The sequence below is a fragment of the Paraburkholderia sp. RL17-381-BIF-C genome (genome assembly GCF_046026435.1).
Classification (GTDB): domain Bacteria; phylum Pseudomonadota; class Gammaproteobacteria; order Burkholderiales; family Burkholderiaceae; genus Paraburkholderia.
Genome location: NZ_JARESX010000003.1, coordinates 208,553 through 220,815 on the forward strand (window position 1 = coordinate 208,553; position 12,263 = coordinate 220,815).

Sequence of the window (12,263 nt, forward strand, 5' to 3'; positions counted from 1 at the left end):
CGGGTCCAGCTCCGTATAGTCGGCGACAGCCATCCTGCATGGAATCGACCCACACTTTGCGACAACGCTTATCACCATGACTCAGGCATCCACTTCTAGCGCCTTGCGCGGCGTGTTCCCCGTCGTGCCGACCATCTTCGACGACGCCGGCCGGCTCGACCTCGAAGGCCAGAAACGCTGCATCGATTTCATGATCGACGCGGGTTCGAACGGGCTGTGCATTCTGGCGAACTTCTCCGAGCAGTTCGCCCTATCCGACGACGAACGCACGACACTCATGCACGTGGCGCTCGAACACGTCGCGGGCCGCGTGCCGGTGATCGTCACGACCACGCATTTCAGTTCCCACCAGTGCGCCGAGCGCAGCCGCAGCGCACAGGCCGCGGGCGCCGCGATGGTCATGATCATGCCGCCGTATCACGGCGCGACGATCCGCGTCGGCGAGCGCGGCATCTACGAGTTCTACCGGACCGTGTCCGACGCAATCTCGATTCCGATCATGATTCAGGACGCGCCGGTGAGCGGCACGCCATTGTCCGCGCCGTTTCTCGCCCGTATGGCGCGCGAGATCGACCACGTGTCGTACTTCAAGATCGAAGTGCCGCAAGCGGCCAACAAACTGCGCGAACTCATCGAGCTCGGTGGCGACGCAATCGTGGGTCCATGGGACGGCGAAGAGGCGATCACGCTGATGGCCGATCTGGATGCGGGCGCAACCGGATCGATGACGGGCGGCGGCTACGCCGACGGCATCCGTCTGATCGTCGACGCCTATGCGGCCGGCGACACCGAGGCGGCCGCCGCCCACTATCAGCAGTGGCTGCCGCTGATCAACTACGAAAACCGCCAGGGCGGCCTCGCGTCGTGCAAGGCGCTGATGAAGGAAGGCGGCGTGATCCGTTCCGACGCGGTACGCCATCCGTTACCGCCAATGCATCCGGCCACACGCGAAGGACTGTTGAAGGTCGCGCGACGGCTCGATCCGCTGGTGCTGCGCTGGGGCCGATAAGCAGAAGCGCGTCAAAGCGCGACCGAAAGTACATGCAGACGCCAGCAAGCATGACCTGAGCCGGCCAACCCATTCCGGTCGAAGGCGGTTGCCAATCCATCGACAACCGCCCTCGACCTCATCAGGGATGAGCCGTGCCCCCCGTGCTTTGTCAAACCACCCGCCATGCGCTATCCGTCCCGCATCGCGTGGCTCCGTTACCCGCCGTTCATCGACTGGCGCAACGACCCTACCCTCACTCACACGCACCCCGTGTCCTCTTCGCCCGCCATCCTGTCATCGCGCGAACGAACGCACGCAACCCACGCAACGCCGGGCTCTGCAGCCACATACGCGAACCTCGCCTCAACGGATGCGCGCCCAACGAAAAAAACCGCATATAAGACGACGGAGAAATTGAGTAACATAGGCCCGCAAGCTCACCCTAACTTTCTCCATGACCGCCAATCCTCGAGAACTGACGCCGGAAACCCTCGCCGAGCTGCTCGAACGTGTCGCCAAACAGGACGGCGCGGCATTGCGCGAGCTATATGATCTCGCCGCCCCGAAACTGTTTGGCCTTGCTCTCCGTATATTGAGCAAGCACGAGTGGGCCGAAGAAGTCTTGCAGGACAGCTTCGTCAATATCTGGCGCTTTGCCGGCGACTATCGCCGCGCGCTGTCCGCCCCGATGACGTGGATGTCGGCAATCGTCCGTAATCGTGCTCTCGATCACCTGCGGCGGGTCAACTCGCAGGAAACAGAATGGAGCGATGCGTTGGACGATCTCGTGGCAACCGGCGATCCGGATCCCGAAGCGCTGACGGCGGTCAGCCTGCAGGCACGTTTGCTGGCCGGCTGCATGCAGCAACTGGAGCCGGCGCAGCGTCAGGCAGTTGCCCTCGCCTACCTGCGCGACCAGAGCCATAGCGAGATCGCCGAAGTGCTGACGGTGCCGCTCGGCACCATCAAGTCATGGATCAGACGCGGCCTCGCCAAGCTCAAGACCTGCCTGGGAGGCGAGTGATGAATCTCCATCGCTATCCTCAGCTAGTCGATCTGCTGGCCGCCGAATATGTGCTCGGCACGCTGCGTGGTGGCGCGCGCCGCCGCTTTCAACGCTACGCGGACCACGACACGACGATCCGCAAGGCCGTCGACGAATGGCAGCGCCGCATCTCGCCAATGGCCGAGCTCGCGGAGCCGCGCATGCCGCCGGCCGCCGTGTGGGAAGCCATCGAACGGCGTCTCGGCCTCACGGCGGCGCGGGAAGCGGCACGCCCGCGCAGCGTGGTGGAAATACCGGCGCGGCCGTCACGCAGCCTGTTCGAGAACCTGGCGTTCTGGCGCGGCTGGGCACTCGGCGTCACGGGTGTCGCGGCCGTCGCCCTGGTGGTCGCCGTGCGCTCACTGTTGCCGTCCGCCAACGCGCCTGTCACGGCGCCGACCGTGGCTCAGCAACCCGAAACGGCCGTGTCGCATGTGGCCGTGCTGAACAATAAGGACGCGCATCCGGTCATGCTGGTCGCGTGGGACGAAGCGCATTCGACCATGACCGTGCATCCGCTCGGCAAGGTCGATCTGCCCGCGGGCCGGGCCATGGAACTGTGGGGCATTCCGGCGAGCGGCCATCCGGTTTCGCTCGGCATGCTGCCGGACAGCGCGAACGGCAAGGTCACCGCCGGCCAGCAGAAGCCGGAGAGTTACGCGGCGCTGGCCGTCTCGATCGAAGCGCCGGGCGGCTCGCCCGATCACAACGCGCCGAGCGGTCCGGTGGTGTTCACCGGCAAGCTGCTGCCGGTGTCCTGAGGCCGCTCACGTTCACCTCGACGCCTGGTCCGCCCAGGCCGGCATTCGCTCGACGCGGGTGCCGGCCTTTCGTATCCACCGTTTGACAAGCGGATCGCGCAACGGCTGGACGCACGCGCGCGATTGCCGCTACCCTAGCCCTATGCAAAGCTTTTACGAAGCCACTGTCACGCGTTCGTCCGCCTATGCGCCGCTGGCCGGGCGCCGTAGCGCCCATGTCTGCATCATCGGCGGCGGTCTCGCGGGATTGTCCACGGCATTGGGACTCGCCGAGCGGGGCGTCGCCGACGTCACCGTGCTCGAAGCCCGTCAGGTCGGTTTCGGCGCCTCCGGGCGCAACGGCGGGTTCGTGTTCGGCGGCTACAGCCTCGATTGCGCCGACCTGCTGAAAACCCTTGGCGCGGCTCGCGCCCGCGAGCTGTACACGCTGACCACCGACGCCGTCGATCTGATGAGAAAGCGCATCGCGCGCTATCGCATCGACTGCGACGCGACCGACGCCGGCGTGATCCTCGCCAACTGGTTCGACGAACCGGCGCGGCTCGAGTCGCAGCGTCGCCTCATGCGCGATTCGTTCGGCGTCGAGTGGGAACCGGTGACGGCGGAACAGTTGGCTTCGCAACTCAAGACGCGCCGTTATCACGGCGGGCTGTTCGAGCGCAACGCGTTCCACTTTCATCCACTCAAATACGTGCTCGGCGTGGCCGGCGCCGCGGCCCATGGCGGCGTACAGATTCATGAGCACTCGCCGGTCGTGCGTCTGCAGCGAGATGGCGACGGGTTCGTGGTGCACACACAGCACGGCGCGCTGGAAGCACGCCACGTCGTGATGGCGGGCGGCGGCTACGCGCGGCACGTCTACCCGCGCGTCGAACGCGCGGTGCTGCCGATCGCCACCTACGTGATGGCCACCGAGCCGCTCGGCGCACGCCTGAAAGATGCGATCGACACCCGCGCCGCCGTCTACGACACCCGCTTCGCCTTCGACTATTACCGGCCGCTGCCCGACACGCGCATTCTGTGGGGCGGCCGCATTTCGGTGCGTGACCGCGCGCCCGAGGTGATTGCGCGCCTCTTGCGGCGCGATCTGCTCAAGGTTTATCCGCAACTGCACGACGTGCGTATCGAACACGCATGGGGCGGCCTGATGAGCTATGCGCGGCACAAGATGCCGCAAATCGGCCGCAGCACCGACGGCGTCTGGTATGCGGTCGGCTTCGGCGGGCACGGCATGGCGCCGACCACCGTGTCGGGCGAACTGCTGGCGGCGGCCATTGCGGGCGAGCGTCCGGTGCCCGAGGCATTCGCGTCTTTCGGTTTGACTCCGACGTATGGCGCGTTGGGTCTCGCGGCGGCGCAACTCACCTACACCGCGATGCAGACGCGCGACGCGCTCGCCGCGCGCCGCAGGCCCACTGTTTGACGTTGGCCAATACACGGCCGCTTATGCCCGGGACCCGCCTCGGACGCCAGTTTGGCCATGCTAGAATGCGCCGTCACTGCCGCTCGAATACACAATGAAAAAGGGAAGCAAGGCTGCCGAGCCTGATACCAACGGCATCCCGTCCGACAGTCCGCGTACCGACACCCGGCGCAAGTACGATCCCGAACAGACGAAGCGCAACATCCTCGAGGTCGCGACCCAGGAGTTCTCCGCGATGGGATTGACGGGCGCGCGCGTCGACGCAATCGCGGAGCGTACGAACACCACCAAGCGCATGCTGTACTACTACTTCGGCAGCAAGGAAGGGTTGTACCAGGCGGTGCTGGAAAAGGTGTACGGAGACATTCGCGCGCTCGAACAGGATCTGCACGTCAGCGAACTCGACCCGATCGAGGGAATGCGCGCGCTAGTCGAGTTCACGTTCGACTATCACGACCGTCAGCGCGATTTCGTGCGGCTCGTCACCATCGAAAATATTCACGGCGCCAAGTACGTCGAGCAGGTCAAGAGCTTCAAAGGCCGCAACGTCACCGTGATTCATACGATCGAAGATCTGCTCAAGCGCGGTATCGCGACCGGACAATTCCGCAGCGACCTCGATCCGATCGATCTGCATTTGCTGATCAGCTCGCTGTGCTTTCACCGCGTCGGCAATCGCCACACCTTCGGCGCGGCGTTCGGGCGCGATCCGTCGCATCCGCGCTTGCGCGCGCGACATCGCGCCATGATCGTCGACGCCGTGCTGCGTTTCGTGCGCAAGGACGACTGAGGGGAGCCTCAAAGTAAAAAACGGGACGTAGCTCGCGCCACGTCCCGTTTTTTTCGTCGGGTCCCGGACCGCTCAATCCACCAGCACGATCCGCTTGATATCGCCGACGATAAAGATATACGACAGCGCGCCGACCAGCGCAATCGCGCCGATGAACACCAGCGCGCCGACAAACGAGCCCGTCGCCGCGACGATGAAACCCACCACCAGCGGCGTCACGATGCCGGCCAGGTTGGCGGCGAAGTTGAAGATGCCGCCGGTCACGCCGAGCAGGCCTTCCGGCGCGATGTCCGACACCAGCGTCCAACCCAGCGCCGCCATGCCCTGCGCAAAAAACGCCACCGACAGAATCGCGATCACCGCCACGTTGCTCTCGACATAGTTGGCGAGAACGATGGTCGACGCGAGCAGCAGGCCGGCAATGATCGGCAGCTTGCGCGCCACGTTCGCCGACTTGCCGCGGCGCAGCAGCCAGTCGGAGAAAATGCCGCCGAACATCACACCGATCGAAGCGGCAATGAATGGCATGATCGCGAAGAAGCCGATCTTCAGCCATGCCATGTGGCGTTCGGTGGCGAGATACGTCGGGAACCAGGTCAGGAAGAACACCAGCGTCGAGTTACCGGCGAACTGGCCGAGACAGATGCCGGCCAGTTGACGATGCTTGAGCAGCCGTCCAATGGTGCGCCATTCGAAGCCGCTCTTCGCCTTCGCCGCCGCACCTGTGGCGTCCGATGCATCGCCGCTCTTCTTCGCGCTCGTGAGACCGCCGCCCGCTTCGATATAGTCGAGTTCCGCCTGATTCGCCGACGGGTGATCGCGCGGCTCACGATAGAACATCCACCAGATCACGCCGAACACGAGGCCGACGCCGCCCACCACGTAGAACAGCGAGCGCCAGCCGAAAACGCCCATCAGCATGAACAGGAACGGGCTGAAAAAAGCCAGGCCGATGTATTCGCCGACCGTGTACGTGCCCGTCGCCATGGCGCGTTCGCTCTGCGGGAACCACGTGGCGACCACCCGGCTATTGGTCGGGAAACACGGCGCTTCCGAGACGCCGAGGCCGAGCCGGAACGCGAACAGCCCGCCGATGCCGTGCACCAGCCCTTGCGCGAGCGTGCACAGCGACCAGAAGGTCATCGACAGAAAATAAGTGAGTTTGCTGCCGAAGCGGTCGAGAAACAGACCGCCCGGAATCTGCGAGGCCACATAGCTCCACGAAAACACCGAGAAAAGCAGCCCCATGAGCGCGGCGTTGATGCCGAGCTCTTTGGTCAACTGCGGCGCGGCGATGCCGAGCACCGTCCGGTCGAGATAATTGATCATCGTTCCGACCGCGAGCAGCGCCAGAATCTGATAGCGGGCTTTCGAGCGGCGCGCGGTGCTTACCGCGGCGCCTTTCGGCGTCGCGGCGTCGGCCTGGGTGGATGAAATGGGTTGCTGCATGTGGTGATCGTCTCCTCTGCTTGTTAGCGGTTGGTGCGCTGCCGCTTAGCGTTGCAACAACGATTGAAAATGGCTGTACACCCGCTCGGCGTCGGGTTCGAGACCAGTGAAGATGCGCATGGCGTCGACCGCCTGATACACCGCCATGCCGCCACCGCTCAGCGTGCGGCAGCCGATTGCCTCGGCCGCCTCCAGCAGCGCGGTGCGGATCGGAAAATAGACGATGTCCGCCACCCACAAATCGCGGTGCAGCAATTCGACCGGCAGCGGCAAGCCGGGCAATTTCGCCATGCCGGTGGGGGTGGCGTGAATCAGGCCATTGGCGGCCGCGAGCGACTCGGCGAGCGAACTGCCGGCGCTGACCGCGGCGGCAGGAAAACGCGTCTGCAATTCTTCAGCGAGCGAGGCGGCGCGCGTAGCATCCACATCGAACAGCGTGAGCGATTTCGCGCCCATGTTCAGCGCGGCGTGCGCGACCGCCGCGCCGGCGCCGCCCGCGCCCAGTTGCACGACGCGCTCCAGCGACACGTCCGGCAAGCCGCGCTGGAACGCGCGGGCGAAACCGGACCAGTCCGTGTTGTGACCGATACGTTTGCCGTCCTTGAACAGGACCGTGTTGACCGCGCCGAGCGCGCGCGCGTCGTCGGACAGTTCGTCGAGCAGGGGAATCACGGCCTGCTTGCACGGATACGTGATGTTCAGGCCGTTGAAGCCCATGCGTTCGGCGGCCGTGAGCAGATCAGGCAGGGCGGCGATGTCGAGCTTCAACGCTTCCAGGTCGATACGCCGGTACACGTAGTGCAGGCCGAGCTTGCTGCCCTCTTCCTCGTGCATCGCGGGCGTCAGCGATCCGCCAATGCCCGATCCGATCAGACCGACCAGATAGGAATGAGGTGTTGCTTGTGAGTTCGCTTGTGAGTTCATTTCGCCGCCCTATGCTTAAGAATGCTGGCCATCCGCTCCAACGCCAGTACATAGCCTTGCGTGCCGCAACCGATGATGACCGCCTCCGCCACCGCCGACACGTACGAGTGGTGCCGGAACGCCTCGCGGCGATGCACGTTTGAAATATGCACTTCGATCACCGGCTTTTCGATCGCGGAAAGCGCGTCGGCGATGGCAACCGAGGTATGCGTGTAAGCCGCCGGATTGATCACGATGCCATCGACCTTGGTCCGCGACGCGTGCAGCCAGTCGATCAGTTGATGCTCGGCGTTCGACTGGCAGAAGTCGATCGACAGATCCAGCCGCTCGCCGGCATCGCGGCAGAGTTTCGCGACGTCGTCGAGTGTTTCCGAGCCGTAGAAGGTCGGCTCGCGCGTGCCGAGCAGATTGAGATTCGGTCCATTGAGGACCAGTACGGAGGCAAAACTCATGAGATCCACTCCTGCAAAGTGAGGCCTGAAGCCAACCACGGCGACCGCGGTGCTCTGGCAACGTGACCGAAGTGTGCGCGCATTGGCCGCCGTCGTCATTCGGGGTTTCTACGAATTTGTACCATCTAGTTAGTTTGTATAAACTGTCGGAAACTTCGGTTAGCGTGGACCATTGTGACCTGTGTCTTGCTGACATAAGTAACGAACTGGCCCATTTTGCGCAATGCAGCATGCCTGCCGCCGGCGCCTGCCAGTGCCGCGCGAGACGCCGTTGCGCGCCTTATCCAACAGCCGTTTGATTGTTTTTGCAGGAGCCGTCCATGCAACGTTCGATTGCCACCGTGTCGATCAGCGGAACCCTTGTCGAGAAGCTGACCGCGATCCAGGCGGCGGGCTTCGAAGGCGTCGAGATCTTCGAGAACGACTTGCTGTATTTCGACGGTTCGCCCGCCGACGTGCGGCGCATCGCCGAAGATCTCGGGCTGAAGATCATGCTGTTTCAGCCGTTTCGCGATTTCGACGGTGTCAGCCCGGAGCGCCTCGAGCGCAATCTCGACCGCGCAAAGCGCAAGTTCGACGTGATGCATGAACTGGGTACGGACCGCATTCTGGTGTGCAGCAACGTGTCGCCCGACACCATCGGCGACGATTCGCTGATGACCGACCAGCTCGGCGCCCTGGCCCGCGCCGCCGAGGCTGCCGGTGTGATCGCGGGCTACGAAGCGCTCGCGTGGGGCAAACACGTCAAGACGTACCGGCACGCGTGGAAACTCGTGAATGCCGTCAATCATCCCAATCTCGGGCTCGTGCTCGACAGCTTTCACACGCTTTCGTTGAACGACACGGTGGACGGTATCGCCGATATTCCGGGCGAACGCATCGCCTTCGTGCAGATCGCCGACGCGCCGAAGCTCGCCATGGACGTGCTCGAATGGAGCCGCCACTATCGCTGCTTCCCGGGCCAGGGCGATTTCGATCTCGCCAATTTCACCGCGCAGGTCGTGAAAACGGGCTACAGCGGGCCGCTTTCACTGGAAATCTTCAACGACGGCTTCCGCGCCGCGCCCACCACCATCACGGCCGCGGACGGCCATCGTTCGCTGCTGTTCCTCGAGGAACAGACCCGCGCGCTGCTCGAATCCACGCAGCAGCCGGTCGGCGACCTGTACCGCTCGCCTGCGGCGCCCGCGCACGTCGGCTATCAGTTTCTCGAATTCGCGGTCGACCACGGCACGCGCGCGCAACTCGTCGACTGGCTCGGCAAACTGCGCTTTCGCGAGGCCGGCCGGCATCGTTCGAAAGAGGTCACGCTTTACCAGCACGGCGCGGCTTCGATCGTGCTGAACGCCGAGCCGGATTCGTTCGCCAATGCGTTTTTCCAGCAGCATGGTTTGTCGCTGTGCGCGTCGGCGTTTCGCGTGGACGACGCCCATCAGGCGTTCGAGCGCGCCGCCGGCTTCGGCTACGCGCCGTTCTCCGGGCAGATCGGGCCGAACGAACGCGTGCTGCCCGCCGTGCAGGCGCCGGACAGCAGCCTGAATTATTTCGTCGACGAAACGCCGGATCAGCCCACCCTGTTCGAGGCCGATTTCGTTCTCACCGACATCAACGGTCCGACCGAAGTCGGGCCGCTCAGCCGTATCGACCATGTTTGCCTGTCGGTGCCGGCGAATTCGCTGGATACGTGGGTGCTGTTCCTGCGAACCGCCTTGGGGTTCGACGCCGAACCAGGCGTGCTGGTGCCCGATCCCTACGGTCTCGTACGCAGCCGCGCGCTGCGCAGCCGCGACGGCTCGGTGCGCATCGTGCTGAATGCCTCCGTGGACCATCACACGGCGGTAGCCGAGGCGCTGCACACGTATCACGGGTCCGGCCTGAACCACGTCGCTTTCAGCACTGGCGACATTTTCAGCGCGATGCCCGAGTTCGTCGCCGACGGCTTGCCGGTGTTGCGCATTCCACGCAATTACTACGAGGATCTCGCCGCTCGCTACGCCTTGCCGGACGAGACGCTGGAGGCGCTGCGCGCCAATAACATCCTGTACGACCGCGACGAGCGGGGTGGCGAATTTTTCCACGCTTACACGGAACAGCTCGACCAGCGTTTCTTCATGGAAATCGTCGAGCGGCGCGGCGGTTACGACGGCTATGGCGCGGCCAATGCCGCCGTGCGGCTTGCCGCGCAAGCGCAGCGCCGCAAATAGGCTTTCCGGCGGGTTGGACAGGCACAGGAAGGTCCGTCCAGCGGGGCCAGCCGGGCACGGCGCGTGCGGCATCGACTGGGGAGCCGCGCCGCACCGATATAATGGCGCCTGATTTCGCGGTCCATGCCGCGCGGCTGTGCCATGTGCGGGCGTCGCACGTACTGTCAGCCGAATGTAACGCCAGGAGAGATATGAAGAAGTTTGCCGTAGTCCTGTCAATTCCCCTGCTTCTCAGCGCGTGTGCGTACTTCCAGAAGAATCCGGATGCCGGCGAGCCCGTCGCGGACACCACCACGCAGCGCTCCGTCAACGACGTGGTCTCGTGTCTGACGCAAGTGGCCTCCAGCCACAACGCCGCGTTCAAATCCACGGCGATTCCGCAAGGCCAGATGCTCGACTTCGGCGATTCGAATATCGTCAAGGTACGCAGCGACAATGGCGCCACGACTTACCGTTTCTACGCGGGCAAACGCCACGTGAACAACCTGTGGATCGAGACAGCGGGCAAAACCTGCGCCCCGTAAGGGTTTGCGGCCGAAAGCGCGTGTAAGTGTGACAAACGGTAACTTGGGTCGGTGCAATCTTCGTGTCACGGTGTTACAGGATAATGGTGTCTTAAGAATCGTTTAAGACTTCGTCCGCATCATCCAGTCGACACTAACCCGCACAAGGTGCGCACCATGAACCAGCCCGATTCGAACACTAACGACGCCGCGGCGCCGGCAAAGCGGCCTACCATCCTGCGCCGCCTGCTGAGCCACCACGAACTGGCGACGTTGCTGCTGTTGCTGCACGCGCCGATCGACGCGTCCGCCAAACCCGAGATTCCGCAGCTTCACGAAGCCGGACTGATTGAAACGGTTTCCAGCGACGCCGGCAATTCGCATATCCGTTTGACGCCTGAAGGCAACGCCGTGCTGCGTGGCCTCGGTGTGAAGTAACGCGCGCCGCGATAACCGCATTCAAAGGCGCGCGCCCAGGCTTGAGCCCCTTAGGCGGTGAAGCGGTGACGAGCCCCGCGGACAAACGCCACGGCCGGATCGCGCAACTCACGCCTGCCACACCCCGTAGCCCGCTTCGCGCAGTCCAATCGCCAGTTCCACTTCCATATCCTGTGCGCCGCGGTAAGGCATGGGATTGAACACCTCATATAACTCAGGCACGAGCCGCAACCCGTAATCGCGCACATAGCGATTGGCCTGAATGCCGGCCTTATGCCGGTCAAAGCGCAGATCCCGGGTCCAGTCCCGTCATTCCCACATAGACGCAAGGCTTGTCGAACCGGTAGTCCGGATTCGCGCGCCGAAAGCGCGCCTCGTTCCACACCTTGTCGTCCAGCGCGACGACGTAGACATAGTAGTGATGCTTGCGACGAGCCATGTCCGGCGATTCAGCTCCGCGAAGTGCCGTGCAGCAGCATGCGGTATTCGGTCGGCGTCACGCCGACGGTCGCCTTGAATTGTCTCGTGAACGCGCTGTGGTCGGTGTAGCCGCACAGCGCGGCGACGTCGGTGACCTTGTCGTGCGAGACCAGCAGCGCCGTCGCGGCGTCAAGCCGGGCCTTCAGCAAGACCTGGCGCGGCGTCAGATGAAACACCTTGTGAAAATAGCGCTCCAGTTGCGCGACCGACATATCGGCCATCGCCGCAAGCTGCTTCAGATTCAAAGGCTGAACGTAGTTGGCCTGGATGGACTGCACCACCGCGGCGAGTCGGCTGTAGGCCGGATGACTGCTTTCGTCCGCTTTCAGGTCGCGGGAAATGCCGGCGAGGCCGACCACCTTGCCCGCCGCATCCCGCAGCGGCTGCTTGCAGGTCAGGCACCAGCCCGGCTGCCTGCCGGGATACAGATGCAGTTCCAGTTGGTCGATCAGCTGATTGCCGACGTTGATGATCGCCTTGTCCTGCGCCGTATAGATGCGCCCAAAGCGGCGCGGAAACACGTCCTCGGCGGTCTTGCCGAGCAGCGCCGCCTTTTCCTTGAAGCCACAGCGGGACGCGAGCGTGCGGTTCACCAGCGCATAGCGCGCCTCGGCGTCCTTGACGAAGAACACGACATCCGGCATCGCGTCGAACACCGGCTCCAGCAGCCTGAAGTGCGACAGCATGCCGGACAGCGTTGCGTCGTCCGTATCGAGCGGATGAGCCAGCGTGTTCATCATGCGGGTCTCGTTGGTCCGTGCGTTGATGGGGCATTGGGGGGCACGACCGCCGTTGCAGGCTGG

At 63.9% G+C, this 12,263-nt stretch carries 12 protein-coding genes and 1 pseudogene; 8 read left to right on the forward strand and 5 right to left on the reverse strand.

Annotated features, from left to right (window positions below):
* The first annotated feature begins 76 nt into the window (after window positions 1-76).
* The 5 genes from P0D70_RS03875 to P0D70_RS03895 all read left to right on the forward strand — a co-directional run bounded on the left by P0D70_RS03875 (window position 77) and on the right by P0D70_RS03895 (window position 5,010).
* Window positions 77-1,009, forward strand: a complete 933-nt coding sequence (locus P0D70_RS03875; protein ID WP_408182763.1) for a dihydrodipicolinate synthase family protein — start codon at window positions 77-79, stop codon at window positions 1,007-1,009.
* A 436-nt stretch (window positions 1,010-1,445) separates the two neighbouring features.
* Complete coding sequence (locus P0D70_RS03880; protein WP_091807359.1) at window positions 1,446-2,015, forward strand: RNA polymerase sigma factor; 570 nt, start codon at window positions 1,446-1,448, stop codon at window positions 2,013-2,015.
* On the forward strand, window positions 2,015-2,797 hold the full coding sequence (locus tag P0D70_RS03885) for an anti-sigma factor (RefSeq protein WP_408182766.1): 783 nt from the start codon (window positions 2,015-2,017) through the stop codon (window positions 2,795-2,797). The genes P0D70_RS03880 and P0D70_RS03885 overlap by 1 nt, the downstream gene beginning before the upstream one ends.
* A 142-nt stretch (window positions 2,798-2,939) precedes the next feature.
* Entirely contained in the window at window positions 2,940-4,220 is a 1,281-nt protein-coding gene (locus P0D70_RS03890) for an NAD(P)/FAD-dependent oxidoreductase (RefSeq protein WP_408182769.1), read from the forward strand.
* A gap of 94 nt (window positions 4,221-4,314) precedes the next feature.
* Window positions 4,315-5,010: a TetR/AcrR family transcriptional regulator gene (locus tag P0D70_RS03895; RefSeq protein WP_091807353.1), complete on the forward strand. Its 696-nt coding sequence runs from the start codon at window positions 4,315-4,317 to the stop codon at window positions 5,008-5,010.
* A 72-nt stretch (window positions 5,011-5,082) separates the two neighbouring features.
* On the opposite strand, the gene P0D70_RS03900 is transcribed toward P0D70_RS03895, so the two are convergent.
* From P0D70_RS03900 to aroQ, 3 genes are read right to left on the reverse strand one after another with little or no spacing between them, the layout of a single operon-like run.
* A complete protein-coding gene (locus tag P0D70_RS03900) occupies window positions 5,083-6,459 on the reverse strand; it encodes an MFS transporter (protein WP_091807351.1) in 1,377 nt (458 codons plus the stop codon).
* A 45-nt stretch (window positions 6,460-6,504) separates the two neighbouring features.
* Window positions 6,505-7,383, reverse strand: a complete 879-nt coding sequence (locus P0D70_RS03905; RefSeq protein ID WP_408182773.1) for a shikimate dehydrogenase — start codon at window positions 7,381-7,383, stop codon at window positions 6,505-6,507.
* Window positions 7,380-7,835: a type II 3-dehydroquinate dehydratase gene (gene aroQ, locus P0D70_RS03910; protein WP_408182777.1), complete on the reverse strand. Its 456-nt coding sequence runs from the start codon at window positions 7,833-7,835 to the stop codon at window positions 7,380-7,382. Before aroQ ends, P0D70_RS03905 begins: the two co-directional genes overlap by 4 nt.
* A 320-nt stretch (window positions 7,836-8,155) precedes the next feature.
* On the opposite strand from aroQ, the gene P0D70_RS03915 reads away from it, so the two are divergent.
* The 3 genes from P0D70_RS03915 to P0D70_RS03925 all read left to right on the forward strand — a co-directional run bounded on the left by P0D70_RS03915 (window position 8,156) and on the right by P0D70_RS03925 (window position 10,980).
* The gene (locus tag P0D70_RS03915; RefSeq protein ID WP_408182779.1) at window positions 8,156-10,039 is read left to right on the forward strand and encodes a bifunctional sugar phosphate isomerase/epimerase/4-hydroxyphenylpyruvate dioxygenase family protein; all 1,884 of its coding nucleotides are present in this window, start codon (window positions 8,156-8,158) and stop codon (window positions 10,037-10,039) included.
* Between the two features lie 191 nt (window positions 10,040-10,230).
* Window positions 10,231-10,563 (forward strand): YdgH/BhsA/McbA family protein, encoded by a 333-nt coding sequence (locus P0D70_RS03920; protein ID WP_408182783.1) that lies wholly within the window; start codon window positions 10,231-10,233, stop codon window positions 10,561-10,563.
* 156 nt (window positions 10,564-10,719) lie between these two features.
* Complete coding sequence (locus P0D70_RS03925; RefSeq protein ID WP_091807340.1) at window positions 10,720-10,980, forward strand: hypothetical protein; 261 nt, start codon at window positions 10,720-10,722, stop codon at window positions 10,978-10,980.
* Window positions 10,981-11,088: 108 nt separating this feature from the next.
* Here the strand turns inward: P0D70_RS03925 and P0D70_RS03930 are convergent.
* A pseudogene (locus tag P0D70_RS03930) lies at window positions 11,089-11,419 on the reverse strand (hypothetical protein).
* A gap of 10 nt (window positions 11,420-11,429) precedes the next feature.
* Window positions 11,430-12,197, reverse strand: a complete 768-nt coding sequence (locus P0D70_RS03935; RefSeq protein ID WP_091809195.1) for an AraC family transcriptional regulator — start codon at window positions 12,195-12,197, stop codon at window positions 11,430-11,432.
* Window positions 12,198-12,263 lie beyond the last annotated feature (66 nt).

Bases quoted from the DNA above. Each gene is read 5' to 3' on its own strand.
- P0D70_RS03875 (WP_408182763.1), top strand. From the start codon at position 77: ATGACTCAGGCATCCACTTCTAGCGCCTTGCGCGGCGTGTTCCCCGTC.
- P0D70_RS03880 (WP_091807359.1), top strand. From the start codon at position 1,446: ATGACCGCCAATCCTCGAGAACTGACGCCGGAAACCCTCGCCGAGCTG.
- P0D70_RS03885 (WP_408182766.1), top strand. From the start codon at position 2,015: ATGAATCTCCATCGCTATCCTCAGCTAGTCGATCTGCTGGCCGCCGAA.
- P0D70_RS03890 (WP_408182769.1), top strand. From the start codon at position 2,940: ATGCAAAGCTTTTACGAAGCCACTGTCACGCGTTCGTCCGCCTATGCG.
- P0D70_RS03895 (WP_091807353.1), top strand. From the start codon at position 4,315: ATGAAAAAGGGAAGCAAGGCTGCCGAGCCTGATACCAACGGCATCCCG.
- P0D70_RS03900 (WP_091807351.1), bottom strand. From the start codon at position 6,459: ATGCAGCAACCCATTTCATCCACCCAGGCCGACGCCGCGACGCCGAAA.
- P0D70_RS03905 (WP_408182773.1), bottom strand. From the start codon at position 7,383: ATGAACTCACAAGCGAACTCACAAGCAACACCTCATTCCTATCTGGTC.
- aroQ (WP_408182777.1), bottom strand. From the start codon at position 7,835: ATGAGTTTTGCCTCCGTACTGGTCCTCAATGGACCGAATCTCAATCTG.
- P0D70_RS03915 (WP_408182779.1), top strand. From the start codon at position 8,156: ATGCAACGTTCGATTGCCACCGTGTCGATCAGCGGAACCCTTGTCGAG.
- P0D70_RS03920 (WP_408182783.1), top strand. From the start codon at position 10,231: ATGAAGAAGTTTGCCGTAGTCCTGTCAATTCCCCTGCTTCTCAGCGCG.
- P0D70_RS03925 (WP_091807340.1), top strand. From the start codon at position 10,720: ATGAACCAGCCCGATTCGAACACTAACGACGCCGCGGCGCCGGCAAAG.
- P0D70_RS03935 (WP_091809195.1), bottom strand. From the start codon at position 12,197: ATGAACACGCTGGCTCATCCGCTCGATACGGACGACGCAACGCTGTCC.